Raw genomic sequence first — 22,620 nt, 5'->3', positions numbered from 1 at the left:
CTCCGATCATCAGCCACCTGGCCGCCCCAGGTCGTAGGACTCCAATGCCCCCGCGGCCGCGTTCGGCAAACGTGCGAGCAGGTCCTCGACGCGCTCCGAGCGGCCGTACCGCCGGTAGGCCTGCCAATCCTCGGTGCTCAGCACGCCCGCCACAAGTACCAAAGCTTCACGGAGTTCCTCGGCAAGATAAGGATTTGGTATCGCCAGCCGCTCGCCCATCGCCTCCTCCGCGCCGAACAGCCGGGCCGCGAGGACCGCGGAGCCCTGCCGGGCGAGGATCGTCATCATCGTGTTGGAGAAGGCCATCGTCAGGCTGGGACTGCCCAGGCTGAGCACGGTGGGGATCAGTCCGCGGGCCAAGGAGTCCGCCTCCTCGACCCGGCCGGTCAGCGCCAGCAGGTACGCGAGATTCTGTCCCTGTACGGCGGTTTCGTGGGCGTCGCCGACCTTGTTGAGCACGGCAAGCGACTCGCGGAGCAGGGCCTCGGCGCGATCGTGGTGGCCGAGTTCCTCCTCGACGCCGGCGAGGTTGCCGAGGATCCTGGCCAGGCGGCCGTCGTCGTCCAGCTGCCGGTGCAGCTCGAGTCCTTCGGTCAGGGTTTGCTGCGCGGCGTCGAGTTCGCCTTGGTGGAGTTGCGCCGTACCCACCAGGCTCATCGCCCAGGCGATGCCGGAACGGTCTTCGAGGGACTCCGACAGCGCGAGGGCCCGCCGCGCCTCGGCGAGTGCGCGCTGCGATTCGCCCTGCACCAGCAGGAGGTTGGCCAGGCCGCGCAGGCAGGCGGCGAGGTCCGCCGACCGGTCGGCGCCGGCCCGGGCGAACACCTCCTCGTGCCAGCGGCGGCCCTCGGCGACATCTCCGGTGAGGACCCAGATCCAGCTCAGCGCCGCGCACAGCCTGGTGCCTTGGGCAAGGTCCGTGGTGATTGCCCAGGACAACGCCGCGCGAAAGTTGCCGAGCTCGGTCTCGACGCGCTCGAGGGCGATCCCGTGCCGGGACTCGCGCAGGTGGCGAAGGCTGTCGCCGAGCTCGGCGTAGTGCGCCGCGTGGGCGGCCCGCAGGGCCTCGGCCTCGTCGGTCGCGGCCAGCTTTTCCCCGGCGTACTGGGAGATGGTCTGCAGAAAGGCGATCCGGGTCGGTGTGCCCTGGGTGACCGTGATCAGGTTCGCGTCGTGCAACTCGGCGACGGCGTCCAGCGGGTCGACGGTGTCGGCGGCGATCGCCGTGATCGCGGCCAGATCGGCGCCGCCGGAGAACACGGCCAGCCGGCGGAAGATGCGCTGGTGCTCGGGGTTCAGCAGGTCGTAGGACCAGGCGATGGTGTCGCGCAACGTCCGCTGCCGGTCGGGCGTCACGCGGCTGGTGGAGGCGAAGTCGAGCGGATGGTCGATCCGGTCGAGCAGCTCCTCCAGGCTGAGCACCCGGATCCGTGGCGCGCACAGTTCGATCGCCAGCGGGAGGCCGTCGAGCCGTTCGCAGATCTCCCGGACGACGGCGAGGTCGGGATCGAAATCAGCCTGTACGGCGGTCGCGCGCTGGACGAACAGCTCGACGGCAGCGGACCGGGTGTCCAACGGCGTCACCAGATGCTGGCGCTCCGCGACGAGCCCGAGCGGACGCCGCGACGTGGCAACGACCTTGACCTGCGGCGCCCGGTCGAGGATCTGCGCCACCACCCGGTCGGCGCCGTCCACCTGCTCGAGGTTGTCGAGGACAAGCATCAAGGTGCGCTGGGCAAGGTACGCCGTCAGCCGGGCCGGCGTCCGTTCGCGGGGCGGGACGTCGAGGCCCTCGGCGATCGCGGACCACATCACCTCCTCGGACACCGCGTCGGCCAGCGGTACGAAGTACGCCCCACCCGGGAACTGGTTGATCGCCCCGGCAGCCACCGCGATCGCCAGCCGCGTCTTGCCCGCACCGCCCGGCCCGACCAGACTCACCAGCCGTACGTCGGCCTCCCGGATCAGCTCGCCCAGCCGGGCCAGATCCGCGTCCCGCCCCAGCAATGCCGTCGCCGGAACGGGCAGACTCGTTGCCGTCCCCAACGTCCGCGGCGGCGGGAACTCCTCGTCCAGGCCGAGGACGGTGATCTGGAACAGCCGTTCGGGCTCGGGAATGTCCTTCAGATGATGGGTTCCCAGGTCCCGCAACACAGCGCCGTCCGGCAACACCTGGCGAACCAACTCCCCGGTCGTCGCCGACGCGATCACCTGGCCGCCGTGCGCCGACGCCGCGACCCGCGCCGCCCGGTGCACGTCCATCCCCCAGTAGTCGCCGTCCGAGAGGCCCGGCGTACCGGTGTGGATTCCCATCCTTACGCGCAGCCGCTCGCCACCCGGCCACGCGTGCCCGGCCAGTCGCCGCTGCCCTTCGACCGCGGCTCCGACCGCGCCGGTCGCGGTCGGGAACACCACGAAGAAACTGTCCCCCTCCGTCCCCTGCTCCACCCCGTCGTACTCGCGCCACACCGCGCGCAGGATCCGCCGGTGTCCTTCCAGTGCCTCCAGATAGCTGTCGCCCAACCGGCGCAGCAGCACGGTCGACCCCTCGATGTCGGTGAACACCATCGAGACGGTGGACATCAGACCGTGAACTCCACCCAGAGCGGGTAGTGGTCGGAGATCCGGAACGAGAGCTGGGTCTTGGTCAGGCCGGCGAGAACCAGCGGCACGAAGTCCAGGCTGCCGCAGCGGCCGGTGAAGGTCAGGCCGTTGAGCATCGGCGGGAGGTCGGGCTTGGTCGGGTCGTTGAACCAGGCGATCTGGTCGTAGTAGTGGTGGTCCTTGTCGTTGTCGAAGATCGTCCGCGGGACCAGGCCGAGATCCGGCGGCGGCCAGAGGCCGGTCGAGACGAACGCGGCGTACAGCGGGTCGTCGATCCGGTCCAGGTTGAAGTCGCCGAGCACGAGCAGGTTGTGGTTCCAGTCCTTCGGGCGGTCGGCCCACTTGCGCATCCACTCGGCGAAAGCCTTGACCTCGCCGAGCCGGTCCTTCGGGCCCTTGCCCCACAGCACGTGCACGGTGGTCAGGATGAAGTCGGTGCCGCCCCGCACGAAGGCCGCCGCGTACGGCGTCCGCGCGAACTGCTCGACCTTGTCCTCGGCCGCGGCCGGCAGCACGATCTCGCCGACCAGCCCGGACGGCTGTACACGGTCGGAGTCGTAGACGTAGGCCAGCCGTTCCGCGTTGCCCGGAGCACCTTCGGTCGCGTCCGAGACGATCACCCGGTAGCGCGGACCGAGCTGGTGCAGCAGCGCCATCAAGGCCGTCGTGTCGCGCTTGCTCTCCTGGATCGCAGTCACGTCGAACCGCTCGACCACGGCGGCGACGCAGGCCAGCGCGTGCCAGTCCCGTCGCGGACTGTCCTTCGGGCCCGACTCCCACTTCGGTGTCAGCCCGCCGAAGCCGCGCACGTTCCACGTCCCGATCAGCAGGTTGTCCTTGACCTTCGCCGGCAGCTGCTGGTCCAGCGCGGCCCCCAGCCGCTTCAGGTCCTGCGTCACCGCTTTCGGCACCGGACCCGCCGGCGGCAGCACCACTTCACGCGCCACGATCCCCACCCCACCACGAAACCCGGCCACCCCAACCGTTGTACCGAGCGTGATCGAGCGCCGGGCGTCCGTCAAGACCGTGCCCTCCGGTCCCCGCCGCGTCGCGTGCCGTGACATAGCCTGGCGCGCATGGACGACCCCGACCAGCCGGCGGCGCCGGCGATCCAGGCGCGCGTCGCGGCGAGCTTCGAGCGGCAGGGCCTGATGGCGCACCTCGGCGCCCGGCTCGGGCACATCGGGCCGGGTCGCGTCCACATCCTGCTGCCCGAACGCCCCGAGCTGACCCAGCAGAACGGCTACTTCCACGCCGGCGCGACCAGCGCGATCGCCGATAGCGCCGGCGGGTACGCGGCGTACACGCTCTTTCCCGAGGACACGTCCGTGCTCACGGTCGAGTACAAGATCAACCTGCTCGCGCCCGCCGAGGGCGACCACCTGGAAGCGGTGGGCACCGTGCTGAAGCCCGGCCGGACCTTGACCGTGTGCCGGCTCGACGTCTTCGGCGTACGAGGGGAGCAGCGCAAGCTCATCGCCGCCGGGCAGCAGACCCTGATCCAGGTGGCCGGCCGCCCGGAGCGATGACGGTCAGCGCCCGAACCAGCGGGTGAGGTGGGTGGCCAGGTCCGTCTGGTCCTCGCCGACCCAGACGACATGGCCGTCGGGGCGGAGCAGGACGGCGGGGGCGTCCAGCTCCTCGCTGACGTCGACCACGTGGTCGACACGGTCCTCCCAGCCGGTGACCGAGAGCCGGCCGGTCTGGTCGAGCAGCAGGCCGCGGCCCTCGTGCATCCGGGCGTACAGCCGGCCGCCCTTCAGCTCCAGGTCCCGCAGCCGCCGCCCGAGCAGCTCGTGGCCCTCGCCGACGTCGTACCGGACGTCGATCGCGACGATCCGCTCGATCAGGAGCCGGTTCACCTCCTCGAAGTCCATCAGCTCCGTGAACAGCCGCCGCAGCGCCTGCGGGCCGGCGTCGAGCGACATCAGGACACCCTGCGCCCGCGTGCTGTCCAGTACGGCGGCCCCCACCGGACGGCGCTCGGCCTCGTAGCTCTCCAGCAACCCGGCCGGTGCCCAGCCGTTGATCTCCGCGGCCAGCTTCCAGCCGAGGTTGAACGCGTCCTGGACGCCGAGGTTGAGGCCCTGCCCGCCGAGCGGCGGGTGGATGTGTGCCGCGTCGCCGGCCAGCAGCACCCGGTCGACCTGGTACCGGTCGGCCAGCCGCGTGGCGTCCCCGAACCGGGACAGCCAGCGCGGCGAGTGCACCCCGAAATCGGTGCCCGCGACAACCATCAGCTGCTGCTTGACCTCCTCCAGCGTCGGCGGCACGTTCCGGTCCGCCGCCAGCCCGTCCGCCGGTACGACGACCCGGAACACCCCGTCCTCCAGCGGCATCAGGCCGAACCGCCGCTCGGTCTTGCGCACCTCGTTCTGCACGGCGTTCACCGTGTCCAGCGGGTCGCCCACGGACATCTCACCGAGCAGCGTCTCCACCTGCGACGGCTCACCGGGGAACCCGATCCCGAGCAGCTTGCGCACCGTACTGCGGCCGCCGTCGCACCCGACGACGTACCCGGCCCGCAGCCGCGACCCGTCGGCCAGCTCGACGTCCACACCCCGCTCGTCCTGGCTCAGCCCGACCACCTCGACGCCGTACCGGAGCTCGGCCCCGAGCTCGACCGCGCGCTCGGCCAGGATCCGGTCGATCGCCGGCTGCGGCATCCCCAGCGTGTACGCGTGCGCCGAGTCCAGCGCCGGCGTCGGCTTCGGAATCCCCGCGAAGAATCCGGCGACCGGGTACTGCGTCCCGACCGCGAGGAACCGCTCGAGCACCCCTCGCTGGTCCATCACCTCGACCGACCGCGCGTGCAGGCCCATCGCCCGCACCACCTTGGTCGGCGCGGAGTCCTTCTCCAGCACGACCACGTCCACCCCGTGCAGCCGCAGCTCCGCCGCCAGCATCAAGCCCGTCGGCCCACTACCCACCACAAGTACCTCAGTCACAAGTCCCCATTTCCCCGAGCTGTCGATCAGCAACTCGCAGGATTCTCCAGCACCCCCTGGGCCTTGCGGCAAGTCCCCATCTGCGCTATAACCTAATTACGGCAGGGAGATTCTTTCTCTCTGCCTTTGTTGTGCCCGGCCCCTACTCCCCGGCGTACAGCGGATGGGCGGCAGCCAGTACGGCGACCCGGTGGCGCAGGTCGGACAGGTCCGCCTCGGCGTCGGCGGTCAGTGCCTCGGCGATGATGTCGGCCACCTCGGTGAACGCCTGCTCGCCGAAACCACGGGTCGCCAGCGCCGGCGTACCGATCCGCAAGCCCGACGTCACCATCGGCGGTCGCGGGTCGAACGGGACGGCGTTGCGGTTGACCGTGATGTCGATCGAGGCCAGCCGGTCCTCGGCCTGCTGCCCGTCGAGCAGGCAGTCGCGCAGGTCGACCAGCACCAGGTGGACGTCGGTCCCGCCGGAGACCACCGAGATGCCGTGCTTGGCGACGTCCGGCCGGTTCAGCCGCTCGGCCAGGATCCGCGCGCCCACCAGCACGCGCTCCTGGCGCTCGCGGAACTCCTCGGAGGCCGCGATCTTGAACGACACCGCCTTGCCCGCGATCACGTGCTCGAGCGGTCCGCCCTGCTGGCCGGGGAAGACGGCGGAGTTGAGCTTCTTGGCCAGGTCGGCGTCGTTGGTCAGGATGATGCCGCCGCGCGGACCAGCCAGTGTCTTGTGCGTCGTCGACGTGGTGACGTGCGCGTGCGGCACCGGCGACGGGTGCAGCCCGGCCGCGACCAGGCCGGCGAAGTGTGCCATGTCGACCATCAGGTAGGCGTCGACGGCATCGGCGATCCGCCGGAACTCGGCGAAGTCCAGGTGCCGCGCGTACGCCGACCAGCCGGCCACGATCAGCTTCGGCCGGTGCTCGTGCGCGAGCCGTTCGACCTCGGCCATGTCGATCCGGTGGTCGTCCGGGCGCACCTGGTACGGGATCACGTCGTACAGGCGGCCGGAGAAGTTGATCTTCATGCCGTGCGTGAGGTGACCGCCGTGCGCGAGGTTGAGGCCCATGATCGTGTCGCCGGGACGGATCAGCGCGTGCATCACGGAGGCGTTCGCCTGCGCGCCCGAGTGCGGCTGGACGTTCGCGTACGCAGCGCCGAACAGCGCCTTCACCCGGTCGATCGCCAACTGCTCGATCACGTCGACGTGCTCGCAACCGCCGTAGTACCGGCGGCCCGGGTAGCCCTCGGCGTACTTGTTGGTGAGCACCGAGCCCTGCGCCTGCATGACGGCCGCGGCGGTGTGGTTCTCCGAGGCGATCATCTCCAGGCCGTCGCGCTGCCGGGTCAGCTCGTCGGCGATCTTCGCCGCGATCTCCGGGTCGAGGTCGGCCAGGTCGGCATCGAGGCTCGGGGCAACGATCTGCTGGAAGGTGCTCACAGGTCACCGCCGTGCTTGGCCGCGTAGTCCTCGGCCGACAGCAGCGGACCGTCCTCGGTGGCGTTCACCTTGAACAGCCACACGCCGTACGGGTCCTCGTTGATCGCCGCGGGGTCCTCGGTGACGGCCGGGTTGACCTCGGTGATCTCGCCGGTCACCGGGGAGAACAGGTCGGAGACGGACTTGGTCGACTCCACCTCGCCGCAGGTCTCCCCCGCGGTCACGGTGCTGCCGACCTCGGGCAGTTCGACGTACACGATGTCACCGAGGGCGTCGGTCGCGATCGCGGAGATCCCGACCGCGACGGTCCCGGCCTCCTCGCGGGCAACCCACTCGTGCTCGTCGGAGTACTGCAGGCCGGCCTTGACTGTTGGCATCGTCGGTCCTCACTTCTGGCGCTGGTAGAAGGGCAGAGCGGTCACTGCGAACGGCTCCGGGGTCCCGCGCAGGTCGACGTCCAGCGCGGTGCCGGGCTCGGCGTGCTCGAGGTCGACGTACGCCAGAGCGACCGGTACGCCGAGCGTCGGGCTGGGCTGGCCGGAGGTGATCTCGCCGACGACGACGCCGTCCTTGAGCACCGGGTAGTGGCTGCGCGGCGCGCGCCGGCCGGTACCGGTCAGGCCGACGAGCTTGCGGGCCGAACCCGCTTCTTTGCGCTGGGCAAGGGCTTCCTTGCCGACGAAATCTTCCTTGCTCAACGCAACGACTCCGCCGAGCCCGGCCGCGAACGGGTCGCCGTCGCGGGAGAGTTCGTTGCCGTAGAGCGGCATCCCGGCCTCCAGCCGGAGCGAGTCGCGGGCCGCGAGGCCGGCCGGAGTCAGCTCGCCGTCCTCGGCCGCGGCCTCGATCGCGCGCCAGACGTCGGTGGCGTCGTCGTTCGCGACGAAGAGCTCGAAGCCGTCCTCACCGGTGTAGCCGGTGCGCGCGACCAGCAGGTTCAGGTCGGTCACGGTGATCTCGACCGCCGCGTAGTACCTGAGCGTGGTGAGGAACTCCTGCTGCCCGACCGGGATCAGCCGGAGCAGGATCGACTCGGCCTGCGGGCCCTGGACGGCGATCAGCGAGGTCCGCGCGGAGGCGTCGTCGACCGTGACGTCGAAGTTCTCGGCGCGCTCGGTCAGCGCGGCGGCTACTGTCGTGGCGTTGCCGGCGTTGGGGACGACCAGGAACGCCTCAGGACGCCGGTAGGTGATCAGGTCGTCGATCACGCCACCGTCCTCGGCGCAGATCAGCGAGTACTTCGCCTTGCCGACCGCCATCGCGGAGATCTTGCCGACCAGGGCGTGGTCGAGGAACGCCGCGGCGTCCGGACCGGTCACCCAGACCTCGCCCATGTGGGACAGGTCGAAGAGGCCGGCCGAGCGTCGTACGGCGTGGTGCTCGGCCAGTTCGGACCGGTACTTGAGCGGCATCTGCCAGCCGCCGAAGTCGGTGAAGTTCGCGCCGAGCCGCTCGTGCTCGGTGCGCAGTGCGGTGTACTGGGTGGGCATGAGGAACTCCAGAATCCAGGTGGCGCGCGCCACGAGATCGGGGTTCCTCCCCGCTCTGTATCGGACCTGAGAGTTTCCGCGCGGCCCGATGAGTTCTTGGCGGGCTTCGCTTGCACCGTCGGTGAGCCGGCTGTCCGGCTGCTTTCCAGAGTTGCCTGACCACGGCGGTACGGGGGCCTGAGAGATTCCCGGGGAGGATTTGCTCCTACGGCACCTGCACGACGGCAGGATTCTCCCGCCGCGGATCAACAGCGTGTTCAGTTGTCGGTCGCACCCTAAGCGGGGTCCGGCCGGGCGCGCAAGGCTCAGGTGAGCGTGAGGCCGAAGCCGGGGCGGTCGGGCACGGTCAGGTTGCCGTCTTTCCACTCGTAGGCACTGGTGTCGACACCGTCCGTCGTACCAGGCACTCCCTCGACCGTCGGAACATTGCCGAGGCCCGCCGCCATCTGCGCGGCGTACAAGGTCTTGAGCGGAACTCCCCAGGCGTGCGGCGACGCCTGGCAGCTGACCCGCGGCATCACCTCGCGCCAGCTGGTCAGGCCGAACGACACCACGTCCATCAGCAGGACGTCGATGTCGCCGTCGGCCGCGATCTCCAGCAGGGGCTCGAGATCCGGGTCGGACTCTCCCTCGGCGATCAACGTCGGCGACCCCTGCAGGTGCTTCTTGAGCCGGGCCAGGTCGGCGGCGTCGTCGAGAAACGGCTCCTCGACCCAGTACAGGTCGCAGTCCGCGACCGCCTTCAGATACTCGATGAACCCGTCGCAGTCGTAGCCGTCGTTGGCGTCCACCAGGATCCGGTGCTCCGGGTACGCCGCTCGCACGGCCCGGGTCACCTCGATGTCCCGGGCGTCTCCTTCGGCCCGTTCCATCCAGCGGTTCCCGCGCCCGATCTTCAGCTTGAACGCGCGATAGCCCGCCGCGTCGTCGGCCGCGCAGTCCGCCAGTACGGCGTCCACGCCGTCCGCATCGAGGTCCGCGAAGTAGACCGCGCCGTCGTAGATCGGGATGGTCCGGGTGCCCTTGCCGCCGAGCAGCGCGTGCACCGGCAGATCCAGGAGGTGGCCGGCCAGGTCGTGCAACGCGAAGTCCAGCCCCCGCAGCCCGGCCTCGCGCACTCCCGTGGCCGGATCGATCAGCTCCCCCACCGACCGCCCGACCACGTCGTCGGGAACCGGCCCGGCCGCGAGGCCCCATCCGGACTTCCCGGTGTCGGTGTGCAGGATCACGACGTCGTCGACCCCGCCGTCCCCATGACTCCCGAGCCGGGCGTTCCGCCCGATGGTCCGCGGGTAGCGCGACCGGATCGTCGACCGCTCGACACGGCTGATGAAGTGGCTGTCCAACGTCATCTGGACTCCTTCGGAGTTCGTCGACTACGGCGTCTTCGCCTCGGCGGCGTGGTTCCCTGCCTAGTCTGCAACGTTGGAGGACCGCGCAAACCTCGCGGCCCAATCCCGTACCGCCGCGGCGAGTTCCGGCGGGCCGACCACGTGGAAGTCGGTGCCGAGGGCACCGAGTGAGAACAGCGGGCCGTCGAGCGAGTCCGTCTCCAGCAGCACCCGGCAGCTCGTCGGCGTGACGACCTGGACCTCGGCCCAGCGGCCGAAGTGCGCGCTGACCGTCTCGGCCGGTGCCGCTACGACCACCTCCACGGCGTACGGGCCTTGCTGTGATCCGCCGAGGACGTTGGCCCGGACGTACTCGGCGACGTCGTCGTACGGGAGAGGGCGCGGGCCGTACGGCGTACCGGCGCCTTCGGCGGCGGCGATGCGGTCGATCCGGAAGGTTCGCCAGTCGTGGCGGTCGAGGTCGTAGGCCACCAGGTACCAGCGGCGGCCGAACGGGACGAGCTGGTACGGCTCGACCTCGCGCCGCGTGCGCTTGCCGTCGATCGCGCGGTAGCGCAGGCGGACCCGCTCGGAGTCACGGCAGGCGAGGGCCAGGGTGGTCAGGATCTCGTGGTCGATCGGCGTCGCCGTGGTCGTCGACGTGGTCGCCGACGTGGTCGCCGACGTGGTCGCCGTCGTGGTCGCCGAGCGGACGGCGGTGAGGCGAGCGCGCAGCCGCCGGGGCATCACCTGGACGATCTTGGTCAGCGCCCGCAACGCCGCCTGGTCGTCGAGGTGCGACTGGACGGCGATCGCGAGCGCCATCGCCTCGTCGTCGTCCACCACCAGCGGCGGCAGGGACGCTCCGGGCGCCAGCGCGTACCCGCCGTCGACGCCCGGGTTCGCGTCGACCGGGTAGCCCAGCTCCCGCAGCCGCTCGACGTCGCGGCGCAGGGTCCGCGGCGACACCTCGAGCCGCTCGGCGAGCAGTGGGCCCGGCCAGTATCGGCGGGCCTGCAGCAGGGAGAGCAGCCGGAGGGTGCGGGAGCTCGTGTTCGCCATGTTTCGATTCTGCCGTGGATTGCGGTCAGGAAGTGGCCGCGATCGTTTCTAGCGTGGGTGGCACACCGACTCATTCGAGGAGAACAACGATGGCGATCACCACCACCACGCACCTCAACTTCCGCGGCGCCGCTCGGCAGGCGCTGGAGTTCTACCGCTCCGTGTTCGGCGGCGAGGTCGCGCTGGTCACCTACGGCGACGCCGGACTGGCGCAGGACCCCGCGGCCGCCGATCAGATCATGTGGGGGCAGGTCCAGGGCGGCCAGGGGATCCACGTGATGGCGTACGACGTACCGGCGTGGATGCAGTACGAGCCCGGCGTCAACGCGGTCTTCGTGTCCGTGCGCGGCAGCGATCCGGCGGAGCTGACGGCGTACTGGAAGGGACTGGCTGAGGGCGCGGACGTCGTACAGGACCTCGGCCCGGCCGCCTGGTCGCCGCTGTACGGGATGCTGAAGGACCGGTTCGGGGTGGTCTGGGTGCTCGACCTCGCCGTCGCGCCGCAGGAGACGTGAGTCACACGGCGGGCCTGTCACAACCGGGTGGGTGCTGTCTGTCAGAGGGGTGACAGAGGAAAACACCTGGAGGAGATCCTGATGGACGCCCGTCTCAACCTGCACGGCAACGCTTTGGCCGGTCAGATCCTGAAGTACGTGAACTCCGCCGGCAAGGCAGTCGGCGGGTCGAGCCTGCCGATGGCGACCCAGGAGCTGGTCAAGCTGCGCGCCAGCCAGATCAACGGCTGCGGCTTCTGCACCGACATGCACTTCAAGGACGCCATCGCCGCCGGCGAAACCGCCCAGCGCCTCAACCTGGTCGCCGCATGGCGCGAGGCAACCGTGTTCACCGAGGCCGAACGCGCCGCCCTGGAACTCGCCGAGGAAGGCACCCGAATCGCCGACGCCGCCGGCGGCGTCTCCGACGAGGTCTGGGCCAACGCCGCCAAGCACTACACCGAAGACGAACTGGTCGTCTTGATCGCGGTCATCGCGATCATCAACACCTACAACCGCCTCAACGTCATGATCCAGCAGCCGGCAGGCGCCTACGAACCAGGCATGTTCGGCTGACCCGGTACGACGGCCCGCGGGCGATCCGCGCACCCGCGGGCCTGGCGGAGGGGCGGGGGCGGACGGGCCGGGGGCGCGAGCCGGAACGCGAGCCGGAACGCGAGCCGGAACGCGAGCCGGAACGCGAGCCGGAACGCGCCGTCGCCGAAGGCGACTGGCGCTTCGGGGCGACCCTGCTCTCTCCTCCCCCTTCGTTCACCACCGAAGCCTGCCTGGGGCCGTCAGGTGCTGGGCATGGTGGAGGTGGTCAACGGCCGTCGCGTTCGGTGGGGCAGTGGCCAGCGGCGGCCCGCGGGCGTTTCCGTACGCGCACGGGGCCGCGCCCGGCGTACCGCGGGACCGCGCCCGGCGTACCGCGCCGTCGCCGGAGGCGGCTGGCGCTTCGGGGGCGACCGGCTCCCTCCTCCCCCTTCACTCACCCACCGAAGCCTGTCCGGGGTTGTCAGGTGGTGGGGATGGTGAAGTTGATCAAGGGGCCGTCTCGTTCGGTGGGGGCATTGGGCCAGTGGCGGCGGATGAGGCGGAGGGTTCGGTCGTTGGCGGTGCTGACGACCAGGAGGAGTTGTTCGGCGCCGGCGGCGCGGGCCTGGGTGGCGGCTAGGTTCAGCATGCGGGTGCCTAGGCCGCGGCCCTGGTACGGGTCGGCGACGATCGCGGCCAGCTCGGCGGTGGGGGTGTCCGTGGTGCCGTGGGCCCAGGCCCACATCGCGTGGGCGACCACGTGGTTGTTGCGCTCGGCGACCCAGGAGTCGCCGGACGAGTTCAGCAGCGGCTCGATCAATGCGGCGCGGGGTGGGTGGCCGACGGCGGTCTGGAACCGGAAGTACAGGCTCAGCTCGGACAGGCCGTCGAGCATCGCGGAGAGTTTGCCGTGGTCGTCCGGGGCGGCCCGGCGGACCACGAAGTCGTCCGTACGGCGGGGTGGCGGCGGAATCAGCTGGGTCTGCTTCACAGATTGAGGGTCGCTGGGGTTGGCTGAGTCTGTCAAGTGGACTTATCGTGGTGGCATGAGCGATCAGGAGACGGCCCCGGAGGCACTGCGCTGGTCGACGGCGAACTGCACGATCTCGCGCACGATGGAGATCCTCGGCGAGAAGTGGACGTTCCACGTACTGCGTGAGGTGTTCGTCGGGCTGCGGCGGTTCGAGGACATCCGGACCCGGACTGAGATCCCCCGGCAGGTGCTCACTGATCGGCTGGCTCGGTTGATCGATCGGGGGTTGTTGCGGCGTGTTCCGTACCGGCTGCCTGGGCAGCGGGAGCGGTACGAGTACCGCCTGACTCAGGCCGGGCTCGATCTGTATCCGGTGATGGTCGCGCTGGTCCAGTGGGGCGACGAGCACCTGCCGCTCGACGACGGGCCCCCGCTCATCGCCCGCCACCGCGGGTGTGGCGAGGAGGTCACCGTGACCATGCACTGCGCGGGCGGACACGAACCGGAGCCCCGCGAGGTTGCGTTCACTCCTGGGCCGTCGGCGCAGGTTCGCATCGTCGACTGATCTGCACCGCTCGCTGGGTGCACGAAGCACCTGGCCCCCAGAGCGCTCAGCCTCCGGGCCGAGCCGAGCGGTCCGGTCCGGGCCGGTCCGGTCCGGTCCGGTCCGGGCCGGTCCGGGCCGGTCCGGGCCGGTCCGGTCCGGGCCGGTCCGGGCAGGGCGGGACCGGACCGGACGGGGCGGGACGGGGCGGGACCGGGCGGGGCGGGACCGGGCGGGGCGGGACCGAACCGGACCGGGCGGGGTAGGACCGGACGGGGCGGGACTGGACCGGGCGTGACAGGGCCGGGCAGGGCGCGACAGGGCCGGCCGCGCCGGCAGGGCCGGGCAAGAGGCCGTGCGGGCCGCGGGCAGGTGGCACAGGCGGTTGGAGTTGGGCGAGCTGTCAGCTGCGGGCGGGTTCGCCGTACTGGCGCCAACTCAGGGCGAGGCCCGCGAGGCAGCCGAGGACCGCGGTTGCGAGGGGCCAACTTGCTGGGCCTTCGTTGAGGGTGCCGACGAATGCCACCGTGAAGACACCCAGGCCGGCGCCGAAGCCGATGGCCAGCGCGAATCCAGCCCCGCGGGCGGCCGGCAGTACGGCGGCGATCGTGAGCAGGGCGACCACCAGCAGATCCGCGACGACGAACTCCGGTGGATGGTCGCCGATCAGCAGCAACATCGCGGTGACGGCGGCGATCGTCACGGCGGCCAGACGCAGAATCAGCATGCCGTCGACGCTAGTCGATAGTGCTACTATCGATCAAGCCCTGGAGAGGAACTGGATGCGGATCAACGAGCTCGCCGAGCAGTCCGGTGTGGCGCCGGCGACGATCAAGTACTACGTCCGCGAGGGCCTGCTGCCCGGCGGCGAGCGGGCCGGCTACAACCAGGTCTCGTACGACGCCTCGCACCTGCACCGCATCCGTTTGCTTCGGGCAATGATCGGAATGGGCGGCCTCCCGATCGCCCTCGTCAAGCAGGTCGTCGCCGCTGTCGACGACCCCGAGCGCACCGTCCACAGCACGCTGGGCGAGGCACAACGTGCAGTCTCCGCCGCGCGAACGGGAGCGCGGGCGAGCGCGCGGGATGGAGCGCGAGCGGGAACTGGGGTGGGAGCCGGGACGGGAGCGGGAGCCGGGGCGGGAACCGGGCCAGGAGCGGGAGCCGGGTCGGCAGCGCAGGCGGCAGCCGGGACGGGGACGCGGACGGAGACCGGAGCGGGAGCCGAGGCACCGCCCGCGGCACCGGACCGCGCCACCTCGGTGGACGAGGTTCTCACGGCCGCGACAGACCTCGGCCACGGTGACATCGCGGACCTGCTCGACGCGTACCGGGCGTCGGCCGCGCACCTGGCCGAGCTGGAGCTGGAGTGGCTCGAGCGCGCCGGCGACGACCTCGACGCTCTCACCGAGCGCGCGGTCATCGGCACCGTGCTCGGCGACGCGCTCCTGACCGCCGTACGGCGGGAGGCCCAGAAGCAGGCCTCGCGCACGCACTTCGGCTCACCCGACGCGCTGTAGCGCCTTCTCGCGGCGGACTGCCACCGACGAACCGGACTCCCGGCGGGCCATCCGGCGCAGCAGCACCGGCGCGATCAGCAGGCCGACCACAGCCCACGCACCGAGCACCAGCACCGTCTCCACGGACCGCCAGGACTCGCCGGCCTCGACGACGACGGTTGCATCTGGCAACAAAGCCGACCGGGTGCCGAGCCCGAGCCAGTAGATCGGCGAGAACTGCGCGACCACCTGCACCCAGCCGGGCAGCGCCGTGAGCGGGTAGAAGATCCCCGAGATCGCGATCATCGCCAGCACCGGCAGCTGCACCAGACCCTGCGCCCGCGCACTGGGGAACGCCGACCCCAGAATCGCGCCGATCGGCAAGGTCGCGACCAGCCCGAGCAGCAGCACACCCAGCAACGAAAGCAACGACAGCGGCGTGAAGACCAGCCCGTCCACCAGGAACATCGCCGGCACGAACAGGATCACCAGATCCGCGATCAGCCCACCGGCGACCGAGACCACCTTCCCGACCAGATAAGCCTGTACGCCGTACGGCGTCGCCTTTGCCCGCAGCAACGTTCCGTCCTCGCGGTCCGCGGTGAGCTGCTGACTCATGCTGACCATGCCCATCGCCGCGTTCATCCCGAGAATGCTCGGCAGCGCCAACGTCCCCAGCAAGATCCCCGTCCCCGCGAACTCCCGGTCCCGCAGGAAGAACAGCGCCACCAGCATCAGCACCGGCCACAGGAAATGGCTGACCAGATCGCCCCCGTTGCTGAACGACTGCCGCAGCTCGACCACCCCGCGCGCCCATCCCAGCCGCCAGGCCTTCATCGGTCGCCTCCGACCAGCGCCAGGTACGCGTCCTCCAGCCGGGCCCGCCGCACTTCCAGATCGCTCACCGCCTCGCCGTACCGGGTGAAGAGCTCGCGGGCGAACGCCGTCGACTCCCCCGTCAGTTCCACGTACGGCGTACCGCCGACCCGCCAGCGGACCTCGTCGCGACCGGCGATCTGGCGGGTCAGCTCGTCCGGCGTCCCACTCGCCAGGACGCGGCCGTCGGCGAGAATCAGGATCCGGTCGGCCAGCTTGCTCGCCTCGTCGAGATCGTGCGTCGTGAGCAGGATCGTCGTGTGCAGCTCGGTCGCCAGCCGCCGGACCAGCGCGTGAAAGGCGTGCCGGGCGACCGGGTCGAAGCCGGTCGTCGGCTCGTCGAGGAACAGCAGCTCCGGCCGGCCGACGATGCCGATGGCAACATCCAGCCGGCGGCGCTGACCACCCGAGAGCGTCTTGATCTTGTGGTCCGCGCGATCGCTCAGGCCGACCAGCTCGATCAGCTCGTCGGCGTCCCAGGGGTCCGCGTAGTACCGGCCGAGGTGCGCGAGCAACTCGCGGACCCGCCACTTGCCGTGGTCGCGCCAGGACTGCAGGACCACGCCGAGCTTGGCCCGCCAAACCTCGTCGCCGCGCGCCGGATCGACGCCCAGGACGGCGACCGTCCCGGCCGAGCGGATCCGGAAGCCTTCGAGGATCTCAATCGTGGTGGTCTTGCCCGCGCCGTTCGGCCCGAGCAGCGCGAGCACCTCGCCGGAACCGGTCGTGAAGCTCACGTCGTGCAGGACGTCGGTGGCGCCGTACCGCATCCGCAAACCGCGGACGTCTATCGTTTCCATGTCTGTGAACGTAGATTGCGTTCACAGATCCGGCAACGGTCACCGGCTCACGAAACCCTTGTTTTTCAGCCGATCGAGCGATTCAATGCAATGGGACTGACGGTGAATGCACACCGCCGTTGCAATGAGCTGACGGAAACGCACCGGGAGGAGACCGCGGATGCCGGGCGACAGGCTGAGCCAGGACGAGCGTCGCGCGATCGGCGTGGGGCTGGCCGACGGTCTCGGGTACGCCGAGATCGCGCGCCGGCTGGACCGGCCGACCTCGACGGTGAGCCGCGAGGTCACCCGCAATGGCGGGCCCCGCGGCTATCGGGCCGAGCACGCGCACCACGCGACGGCGTACCGGGCTCGACGTCGTACGCCGCTCGACCGGCCCACCGCACCCGGTGAGGAGCCGAAGGTCCTCGAGTTCATCGACCGCCTCGCCGAGACGATGGTCGCGAACGGCCTACCGCGGATGGCCGCGCGGGTGCTCGCCCGGCTCTACACAACCGACGAACGCAGCCTGACCGCGGCGCAACTGGTCCGGCAGTTGCAGGTGAGCCCGGCGTCGATCTCGAAGGCGATCGGCTACCTGGAGCAGCTCGAGATGGTCGAGCGCGGCCGCGAGCCGCAGAGCCGTCGCGAGCACTACGTGATCGCCGACGACGTCTGGATGCGCGCGTGGATGACCAGCGCGCGGGCCAACGCCAGCTGGGCCGACATCGCACGGGAAGGCACGGCGTTGTTCGATCCCGGTACGCCGGCCGGGGTGCGGCTGCAGCAGATGGCGCGCTTCTTCACCCAGCTCAGCGACGACATGGCGGGTGGCTCGTCAACGGCTGCTGCGGAGGACGCGGCGACCGTGCTCGCCGCGCTGCTGTACGCCGGGCGGCCGTTGACCGCCGAGGAACTCACGACCGCTCTCGGCTGGGCGCCGCCGCGAGTAGCCCAGGCCCTGCATGACGCCGAGGCCTACGCACCCTTCACCGATCCGATCGTTCTCGAGCGACCGGCACCGACGACGTACGCCGTGGGTGCGGCGCCGGACCGGTTGAGCCCGGACCAGCGCCGCGCCTTGCTCAGCTGAGATCCACGCCCGAGAACAGCAGCGCCGACAGGCCGAGCCCCAGGATCAGGTTGAACAGCACGGCCGCGGCGAACACGACGATCGGCCGCCAGCCGGCCTCCCGCAACGAGCGGGCCTTGAACTCGAGCCCGATGCTAACGAACGCCAGGATCAGGAACCAGGTCCGTAGATCGTTGATGACGGTGATCACCGGCTTGCCCTCGCTCGCGCCCACCTGGTCGAGGTAGATCGTCGCGATCACCGACGCGGCGACGAACCCGAGCACGAACTTGGGGAACCGCCGCCACAGCTCTCCGGCGATTCCGGCGGCCGACCTCGCCGAGGTCTCGCCGGCCGAGTTCTCGCTTGCCGCCCCCGGCTCGTCGGTCGCACCCGCCTCGGCGCCGACCGTGGCCGGACGCCGCTCGACCTTGAAGGCGAAGTACGCCGTCAGCCCGACCGCGACGAAGCCGATCAGCGCGTTCTGCGTCGTCTTCACGATCGCCGCGACCTGCAGCGTGTCCTCGCCGGCCAGCGCACCCGCCGCGGTGACCGCCGCCGTCGTGTCGATGTTCCCGCCGATCCACGCCCCCGCGACCTCCGGCGACAGGCCGAACGCGTCGGCCAGTGCCGGCAGCAGGAAGATCGACGGCAGTGCGAACAGGATCACCAGACTCGCCGTATACGCGAGCTGCTCCTTCTTCGCCTGCACCGCACCGGCCGCCGCGATCGCCGCGCTGACCCCACAGATCGACACGGCCGACGACAGCAGCGCCCGCAGCTTGTCGTCGACCCCGAGCTTGCCCGCCAGCCACCAGGTGAAGCCGAAGACCAGCACGATCATCAGGAACGCCTGCGCGATCGCCGGTCCGGCCGCGGTGACCAGTACGGCGAGGTTGATCGACGCCCCGAGCAGCACCAGGCCGGTCTTGATGAAGAACTCGGTCCGGAACCCACCGGCCAACCGATCCCGTACGCCGGTCGCCGCCAGGACGGCGTTCGCCAGCAGCCCGATCGCGATCGCGTAGACCGGGTACTCGATCGCGGCGCCGAGCTCCTCCAGCGCCGTCCCCTCGGTCCAGGTCGGCACGTTCTGCTCGAAGTACCGGGTCAGCGCGGCGAGCGCGAGCACGACCAGTACGCCGGTCGCGATCAGCCCCGCCTGCGGCGTACCGGTGGTGCGCTCCTCGACCTCGGCGCTCATCAGGGCACCAGCCCGGTCGGGATCACTCCCGCCAGCACCAGCACGATCAGTACGAGCCCGACGACGGTCGCGGCCCAGTCCTCACTGAACTGGATCCGGCCCTCGCGCTCGACACTGCGCTCCTCGACTTCCGGCTCATTGGGCATCGCGATCGGTCCTTCCCTGGGGCGGCGTGAGTCCCCACGGTAGAAGGAAACGAATGACCAGTAATCAAATCGACAATCTGGCCGAATACTGAGACAACTCAGCGGCGAACGAGCGACCGGAGGACCCGCCCGGTGATCCGCCCGTCCGCCAGCCCGAGCGCCACCAAGTCGTCGAACACGCCTTGATCAGCCGCTGCGCCACGGATCCCGGCATCGAGGATCATCGGTACGCCGGACAGCCGGCCGGCAAGCGTTGCGTGCCGGAAATGCACGGCCAGCGGGCCGACGAGCTTGCGGTAGATCGCCCCCGCGCCGGACCCGTCGACGGCGGGACTGTCACGGCGGGAGCCGACGGCTGCCCGGCCCGCGTGGAGACCAGTGGCCACGGCGTAGTAGATCCCCTCACCGGTCATCGGGTTGATCAGCGCCGCGGCATCCCCCGCGAGCAGCACCCGCCCGCGCGGAGGCTGCCAGCGCCAGGTCGTGAGCGGCAGATGATGCGCCTTCCAGGCCGTTCCGTCCCGAGTCGAGTCCGGCAGCAGCTTCTCCAACTTCTCCAACAGCTGCGCCCGCGTCGGATGCGCCCGGCCCGGATGCAGGGCCTCGCCGTAGCCCACGTTCGACAACCCGTCGCCGCGATCGAACGACCACGCGTACGACGGCTGCCGCCCCGGCCCGTACACGATCACCTGCCGCGCCTCACGCCCCGCCCGAGTCGGCGCGTAACCCCGAATCGCCAACGCCGCTGGAGCGGCCTGCAAACCCAAGGCACGCCGTACGACGGACTGCGCGCCGTCCGCGCCGATCACCACCCTGGCCGCGATCGACCCGTCCAGCACCACGCAATCAGCCAGGACCTCCACCGACCGCACCCGACGATTGACCAACTGCGCGCCCGCCGCGACAGCCGCCTCGACCAGCCGCGCGTCGAACACCTCCCGCGGCACGACCCACGTCGCCCGCTGCATCTCTCGGTCGACCGCCAGCCCGTCGCGCTCGAGCGACAAACGCCGTACGGGAGTCCAGTCGTCCAGCAGCCCGTTCACGCCGACCGACGCGAGCAGATCGAGTACGTGCGGCGCGATCCCGTCCCCGCACGTCTTGTCCCGCGGGAAGTCGGCCCGATCGAGCAGCAGCACCGACAGCGTTGGATCGGCCGCGAGCGCCCCCAACGCAGCCGAAGCACCGGCCGGTCCGGCCCCGACGATCGCCAAGTCCCACACGGGCTTCACGCCAACCAGCGTAGCCAGCATCCCTGGCGCAGGTCGCGCCCGCGCTACCCGTGCGCGGGTGTCAGGCCCAGTGTTTCGCGCGTTCCCGACTCCTAGCGTCGACAGCACTCAGGAAGGAGTGCTCATGAAGCTGACAGTCCCCCTAGCGATCGCGCTGCTCGGTTCCGTCCTCGCCGTGCCGACCGCCGCCGAAGCAACGCCGTCGATCCGATGGCACCAGTGCCAGACCACGACCGACGACCAGGAAGGCAAAGCGCTCGACGACGCCGGCGCGCAGTGCGGCGACCTCCGGGTCCCGCTCGACTACTCGCGACCGAACGGCCCACAGATCACGGTCGCGATGTCGCGGCTGAAGGCGACCGACCGGCGGATCGGCGCGATGGTCCTCAACGACGGCGGCCCGGGCGGGCCCGGCCTCGGCATGCCGCTGCGGCTGAAGAAGGCGATGCAGGAGACGGGCGGGCGGTTCGACCTGATCGGGATGGATCCCCGGTTCGTCGGCCGCAGTACGCCGATCGACTGCGGCTGGTCGACCGGGAGCTGGATCGTCGGCGCCGGGGCATCGCGCGCGAGTTTCGAACGCGGCGCCCGGTTCTCTGCCGGCCTGGCCGAGCAGTGCAAGGACAACCCGTACCTGCCCTACGCCTCGACCCGCAACACGGCGCGCGACATCGACCGGATCCGGGCCGCGCTCGGGGAGCGGAGGATCTCGTACCTGAGCTACTCGTACGGGACCTACCTCGGCGCGGTGTACGCCCAACTGTTCCCGCAGCGGCTCGACCGGGTCGTGCTCGACGGGCCGATCGACCCCGAGGCCTACGGTCCGGGCCTGCTGCGCGAGATCGCGCCGGAGAACGAGGCCGCCTTGAAAGCCTGGGCCGGCTGGGCCGCAGCGCGGCACTCGACGTACGGGCTGGGGCGCTCGCGCGAACAGGTGCTCGGCACGATCGACCGCATCCAGGCGGCCGCTGCTGACGGGTTGAAGGTCGGCAAGTACGACCTGGACGACGGCTGGGTGCCCGCGCTACTGCTGGCCAACCTCGCCGACGACCGCGAGCCGGCCCGGGCCGGCTTCAGCGAGCTCGTCCGGACGTTGTCCCAGGCAACGACAGGTCCGGTCGAGCCGACCGGCGACACGGCGCTGATGCTGCAGTTCATGTTCACGGGTGAGATGTCGGCGCCGGCCAGCGGACAGCTCGCGATCCTCTGCGCGGACCGGGCCGTCTCCAGCGACCTCGGGACCTACTGGCGTGACATCCAGAAGCACCGCAGGGCCGAGCCGCACTTCGGTCCGCTGACCCGGACGGTCACGCCGTGCGCGTTCTGGCCGACCACACCACGAGAGACCCCGACCCGGATCGGCAACGGCGTACCGGCGCTGGTCGTCGCGGCCGACGGCGATCCGCGAGCCACCTACCCGATGGCGCGAAAGTTGCATCGGGCGCTGACCGGCTCGCGGATGATCACCGTGCGGGACGCGCGCAAGCACGGCATCTTCGGTGAGCACGGCAACGACTGCGCCGACCGGAAGGTGATCGACTACCTTGCCACCGGCAAGCTTCCGCGGATCGACTCGAACTGCTAGCGCTCCGGGCGTCGCCGGCTGCGGGGCGTACGACGGGCGGGCGGCACGCTCGGCGGCGTCCGGCGACGCACCACCCGGCGGTCGGCGTGACCGGTCCCCTCGGCGACCGGCGTGATCTCGCGCGGGCCGTCGAGGTCGATCACGCGGGGCACGTACTCGGGCAGCGGGTCGTCGTCGTACTCCTCGATCGCCAGCACCGGCTCAGGCTCGGGCCTCGGCACTCGTACCGGCGCCCGGGCCGCGGCCTCTTTACTGGCCCGCGGCTTCTCCTCGACGACCGCCGGCGCAGGCACCGCGGCGGGCACCGCCTTCACCGGCCAACGCGTCTGCACGTCGATCCGGAGCACCCGTACGAGCTTGCCCAGGACAACGATCGTCAGCGCGACCGCGAACACACTGCAGCCCGCGAACAGCACCGCCTGCCAGCCGGCGTTCCAGTTCGACGGATCGGTACGCCGCATCGCGGCGAGCATCGCCACCACCACGGCGTTCGTGAGCCCCAGAACCACCGTCGCCACAACGGTCCAGACCAGCTCGCGCCGTTCCAGACCGACGTCGTCGGCCGCGGCCACCAAGCCGGCGACCAGCCCGGCCAGCACCGGCACGGTATAGACCAGCGCGAGCGCGAGGCCGGGGCTGGCGACCAGGTAGAACACGTCGAACACCAGCGCCGTACCGGCCAGGGCCCCGGCGAAGCCCACCACCATCCGCGGATACCACCGCACCACGGCGATCGCATCCTTGGGCAACGTCCACATCAACCGGTAGTACAAGGCCCTCGTTTTCCCAGGCTCGTCAAGCGTTCACTG

Annotated in this window: 23 protein-coding genes and 2 riboswitches; of the genes, 7 read left to right on the top strand and 16 right to left on the bottom strand. The window is 70.7% G+C overall.

The window, feature by feature from the left end; translation table 11 throughout:
* Window positions 1-9: 9 nt before the first annotated feature.
* Both HDA39_RS41070 and HDA39_RS41065 read right to left on the bottom strand, forming a co-directional pair.
* The gene (locus tag HDA39_RS41070; protein ID WP_184805010.1) at window positions 10-2,583 is read right to left on the bottom strand and encodes an ATP-binding protein; all 2,574 of its coding nucleotides are present in this window, start codon (window positions 2,581-2,583) and stop codon (window positions 10-12) included.
* Window positions 2,583-3,551: an endonuclease/exonuclease/phosphatase family protein gene (locus HDA39_RS41065; protein ID WP_202893283.1), complete on the bottom strand. Its 969-nt coding sequence runs from the start codon at window positions 3,549-3,551 to the stop codon at window positions 2,583-2,585. The genes HDA39_RS41070 and HDA39_RS41065 overlap by 1 nt, the downstream gene beginning before the upstream one ends.
* A gap of 129 nt (window positions 3,552-3,680) precedes the next feature.
* Between HDA39_RS41065 and HDA39_RS41060 the strand changes: the two genes are divergently transcribed.
* Window positions 3,681-4,133, top strand: coding sequence for a PaaI family thioesterase (locus tag HDA39_RS41060; protein ID WP_184805007.1), 453 nt, complete (start codon window positions 3,681-3,683; stop codon window positions 4,131-4,133).
* Between the two features lie 3 nt (window positions 4,134-4,136).
* Here the strand turns inward: HDA39_RS41060 and rox are convergent, their stop codons facing one another.
* The 6 genes from rox to HDA39_RS41030 all read right to left on the bottom strand — a co-directional run bounded on the left by rox (window position 4,137) and on the right by HDA39_RS41030 (window position 10,870).
* Complete coding sequence (gene rox / locus HDA39_RS41055; RefSeq protein WP_184805004.1) at window positions 4,137-5,552, bottom strand: rifampin monooxygenase; 1,416 nt, start codon at window positions 5,550-5,552, stop codon at window positions 4,137-4,139.
* Between the two features lie 142 nt (window positions 5,553-5,694).
* Window positions 5,695-6,987: a serine hydroxymethyltransferase gene (glyA, locus tag HDA39_RS41050; RefSeq protein WP_337926109.1), complete on the bottom strand. Its 1,293-nt coding sequence runs from the start codon at window positions 6,985-6,987 to the stop codon at window positions 5,695-5,697.
* On the bottom strand, window positions 6,984-7,364 hold the full coding sequence (gcvH, locus tag HDA39_RS41045; protein WP_184805002.1) for a glycine cleavage system protein GcvH: 381 nt from the start codon (window positions 7,362-7,364) through the stop codon (window positions 6,984-6,986). Before gcvH ends, glyA begins: the two co-directional genes overlap by 4 nt.
* A gap of 9 nt (window positions 7,365-7,373) precedes the next feature.
* A complete protein-coding gene (gene gcvT, locus HDA39_RS41040; protein WP_184804999.1) occupies window positions 7,374-8,477 on the bottom strand; it encodes a glycine cleavage system aminomethyltransferase GcvT in 1,104 nt (367 codons plus the stop codon).
* Between the two features lie 45 nt (window positions 8,478-8,522).
* Window positions 8,523-8,632, bottom strand: a riboswitch (glycine riboswitch).
* Window positions 8,633-8,725: riboswitch (glycine riboswitch) on the bottom strand.
* Between the two features lie 57 nt (window positions 8,726-8,782).
* Entirely contained in the window at window positions 8,783-9,829 is a 1,047-nt protein-coding gene (locus HDA39_RS41035; RefSeq protein WP_184804996.1) for a mandelate racemase/muconate lactonizing enzyme family protein, read from the bottom strand.
* Window positions 9,830-9,889: 60 nt separating this feature from the next.
* On the bottom strand, window positions 9,890-10,870 hold the full coding sequence (locus HDA39_RS41030) for a helix-turn-helix transcriptional regulator (protein ID WP_184804993.1): 981 nt from the start codon (window positions 10,868-10,870) through the stop codon (window positions 9,890-9,892).
* 89 nt (window positions 10,871-10,959) lie between these two features.
* On the opposite strand from HDA39_RS41030, the gene HDA39_RS41025 reads away from it, so the two are divergent.
* On the top strand, window positions 10,960-11,385 hold the full coding sequence (locus tag HDA39_RS41025) for a VOC family protein (RefSeq protein ID WP_184804990.1): 426 nt from the start codon (window positions 10,960-10,962) through the stop codon (window positions 11,383-11,385).
* A gap of 81 nt (window positions 11,386-11,466) precedes the next feature.
* Window positions 11,467-11,940 (top strand): carboxymuconolactone decarboxylase family protein, encoded by a 474-nt coding sequence (locus tag HDA39_RS41020; RefSeq protein WP_184804987.1) that lies wholly within the window; start codon window positions 11,467-11,469, stop codon window positions 11,938-11,940.
* 442 nt (window positions 11,941-12,382) lie between these two features.
* Here HDA39_RS41020 and HDA39_RS41015 read toward each other — a convergent pair whose 3' ends face one another.
* On the bottom strand, window positions 12,383-12,892 hold the full coding sequence (locus tag HDA39_RS41015) for a GNAT family N-acetyltransferase (RefSeq protein ID WP_337926108.1): 510 nt from the start codon (window positions 12,890-12,892) through the stop codon (window positions 12,383-12,385).
* A gap of 55 nt (window positions 12,893-12,947) precedes the next feature.
* Here HDA39_RS41015 and HDA39_RS41010 point away from each other — a divergent pair, with 55 nt between their 5' ends.
* Window positions 12,948-13,439 carry a winged helix-turn-helix transcriptional regulator gene (locus HDA39_RS41010; protein WP_184804984.1) on the top strand — a complete coding sequence of 164 codons (492 nt, stop codon included), beginning with the start codon at window positions 12,948-12,950 and terminating at the stop codon, window positions 13,437-13,439.
* A gap of 382 nt (window positions 13,440-13,821) precedes the next feature.
* Here the strand turns inward: HDA39_RS41010 and HDA39_RS41005 are convergent, their stop codons facing one another.
* The gene (locus HDA39_RS41005; RefSeq protein ID WP_184804981.1) at window positions 13,822-14,145 is read right to left on the bottom strand and encodes a hypothetical protein; all 324 of its coding nucleotides are present in this window, start codon (window positions 14,143-14,145) and stop codon (window positions 13,822-13,824) included.
* Window positions 14,146-14,200: 55 nt separating this feature from the next.
* Here HDA39_RS41005 and HDA39_RS41000 point away from each other — a divergent pair, with 55 nt between their 5' ends.
* A complete protein-coding gene (locus HDA39_RS41000) occupies window positions 14,201-14,938 on the top strand; it encodes a MerR family transcriptional regulator (protein WP_184804978.1) in 738 nt (245 codons plus the stop codon).
* Here the strand turns inward: HDA39_RS41000 and HDA39_RS40995 are convergent.
* Together HDA39_RS40995 and HDA39_RS40990 are read right to left on the bottom strand one after the other, a co-directional pair.
* Window positions 14,921-15,754 (bottom strand): ABC transporter permease, encoded by an 834-nt coding sequence (locus tag HDA39_RS40995; RefSeq protein WP_184804975.1) that lies wholly within the window; start codon window positions 15,752-15,754, stop codon window positions 14,921-14,923. The two genes, HDA39_RS41000 and HDA39_RS40995, sit on opposite strands and share 18 nt — an antisense overlap.
* Entirely contained in the window at window positions 15,751-16,593 is an 843-nt protein-coding gene (locus tag HDA39_RS40990) for an ABC transporter ATP-binding protein (protein ID WP_184804972.1), read from the bottom strand. Before HDA39_RS40990 ends, HDA39_RS40995 begins: the two co-directional genes overlap by 4 nt.
* A gap of 160 nt (window positions 16,594-16,753) precedes the next feature.
* Here HDA39_RS40990 and HDA39_RS40985 point away from each other — a divergent pair, with 160 nt between their 5' ends.
* Complete coding sequence (locus tag HDA39_RS40985) at window positions 16,754-17,665, top strand: GbsR/MarR family transcriptional regulator (RefSeq protein WP_184804969.1); 912 nt, start codon at window positions 16,754-16,756, stop codon at window positions 17,663-17,665.
* Here HDA39_RS40985 and HDA39_RS40980 read toward each other — a convergent pair.
* From HDA39_RS40980 to HDA39_RS40970, 3 genes are all read right to left on the bottom strand, one after another.
* Window positions 17,658-18,848: a YeiH family protein gene (locus HDA39_RS40980; RefSeq protein ID WP_184804966.1), complete on the bottom strand. Its 1,191-nt coding sequence runs from the start codon at window positions 18,846-18,848 to the stop codon at window positions 17,658-17,660. The two genes, HDA39_RS40985 and HDA39_RS40980, sit on opposite strands and share 8 nt — an antisense overlap.
* Window positions 18,848-18,994, bottom strand: coding sequence for a hypothetical protein (locus tag HDA39_RS40975; RefSeq protein ID WP_184804963.1), 147 nt, complete (start codon window positions 18,992-18,994; stop codon window positions 18,848-18,850). The genes HDA39_RS40980 and HDA39_RS40975 overlap by 1 nt, the downstream gene beginning before the upstream one ends.
* A gap of 98 nt (window positions 18,995-19,092) precedes the next feature.
* Window positions 19,093-20,226, bottom strand: a complete 1,134-nt coding sequence (locus tag HDA39_RS40970; protein ID WP_337926107.1) for an NAD(P)/FAD-dependent oxidoreductase — start codon at window positions 20,224-20,226, stop codon at window positions 19,093-19,095.
* Between the two features lie 124 nt (window positions 20,227-20,350).
* Here HDA39_RS40970 and HDA39_RS40965 point away from each other — a divergent pair, with 124 nt between their 5' ends.
* Entirely contained in the window at window positions 20,351-21,811 is a 1,461-nt protein-coding gene (locus tag HDA39_RS40965) for an alpha/beta hydrolase (protein WP_184804957.1), read from the top strand.
* On the opposite strand, the gene HDA39_RS40960 is transcribed toward HDA39_RS40965, so the two are convergent.
* Complete coding sequence (locus HDA39_RS40960; protein WP_238356279.1) at window positions 21,808-22,569, bottom strand: hypothetical protein; 762 nt, start codon at window positions 22,567-22,569, stop codon at window positions 21,808-21,810. The two genes, HDA39_RS40965 and HDA39_RS40960, sit on opposite strands and share 4 nt — an antisense overlap.
* Window positions 22,570-22,620 lie beyond the last annotated feature (51 nt).

The organism is Kribbella italica, assembly GCF_014205135.1.
GTDB lineage: Bacteria > Actinomycetota > Actinomycetes > Propionibacteriales > Kribbellaceae > Kribbella > Kribbella italica.
Note: the sequence above shows the minus strand (reverse complement) of the source record. Positions and strands in the feature narration are given on the sequence as shown.

Coding starts and splice junctions, on each gene's coding strand:
- HDA39_RS41070 (WP_184805010.1), bottom strand. CDS start 2,583: ATGTCCACCGTCTCGATGGTGTTCACCGACATCGAGGGGTCGACCGTG.
- HDA39_RS41060 (WP_184805007.1), top strand. CDS start 3,681: ATGGACGACCCCGACCAGCCGGCGGCGCCGGCGATCCAGGCGCGCGTC.
- gcvH (WP_184805002.1), bottom strand. CDS start 7,364: ATGCCAACAGTCAAGGCCGGCCTGCAGTACTCCGACGAGCACGAGTGG.
- gcvT (WP_184804999.1), bottom strand. CDS start 8,477: ATGCCCACCCAGTACACCGCACTGCGCACCGAGCACGAGCGGCTCGGC.
- HDA39_RS41035 (WP_184804996.1), bottom strand. CDS start 9,829: ATGACGTTGGACAGCCACTTCATCAGCCGTGTCGAGCGGTCGACGATC.
- HDA39_RS41030 (WP_184804993.1), bottom strand. CDS start 10,870: ATGGCGAACACGAGCTCCCGCACCCTCCGGCTGCTCTCCCTGCTGCAG.
- HDA39_RS41025 (WP_184804990.1), top strand. CDS start 10,960: ATGGCGATCACCACCACCACGCACCTCAACTTCCGCGGCGCCGCTCGG.
- HDA39_RS41020 (WP_184804987.1), top strand. CDS start 11,467: ATGGACGCCCGTCTCAACCTGCACGGCAACGCTTTGGCCGGTCAGATC.
- HDA39_RS41010 (WP_184804984.1), top strand. CDS start 12,948: ATGAGCGATCAGGAGACGGCCCCGGAGGCACTGCGCTGGTCGACGGCG.
- HDA39_RS41005 (WP_184804981.1), bottom strand. CDS start 14,145: ATGCTGATTCTGCGTCTGGCCGCCGTGACGATCGCCGCCGTCACCGCG.
- HDA39_RS41000 (WP_184804978.1), top strand. CDS start 14,201: ATGCGGATCAACGAGCTCGCCGAGCAGTCCGGTGTGGCGCCGGCGACG.
- HDA39_RS40995 (WP_184804975.1), bottom strand. CDS start 15,754: ATGAAGGCCTGGCGGCTGGGATGGGCGCGCGGGGTGGTCGAGCTGCGG.
- HDA39_RS40990 (WP_184804972.1), bottom strand. CDS start 16,593: ATGGAAACGATAGACGTCCGCGGTTTGCGGATGCGGTACGGCGCCACC.
- HDA39_RS40985 (WP_184804969.1), top strand. CDS start 16,754: ATGCCGGGCGACAGGCTGAGCCAGGACGAGCGTCGCGCGATCGGCGTG.
- HDA39_RS40980 (WP_184804966.1), bottom strand. CDS start 18,848: ATGAGCGCCGAGGTCGAGGAGCGCACCACCGGTACGCCGCAGGCGGGG.
- HDA39_RS40975 (WP_184804963.1), bottom strand. CDS start 18,994: ATGCCCAATGAGCCGGAAGTCGAGGAGCGCAGTGTCGAGCGCGAGGGC.
- HDA39_RS40965 (WP_184804957.1), top strand. CDS start 20,351: ATGAAGCTGACAGTCCCCCTAGCGATCGCGCTGCTCGGTTCCGTCCTC.
- HDA39_RS40960 (WP_238356279.1), bottom strand. CDS start 22,569: ATGTGGACGTTGCCCAAGGATGCGATCGCCGTGGTGCGGTGGTATCCG.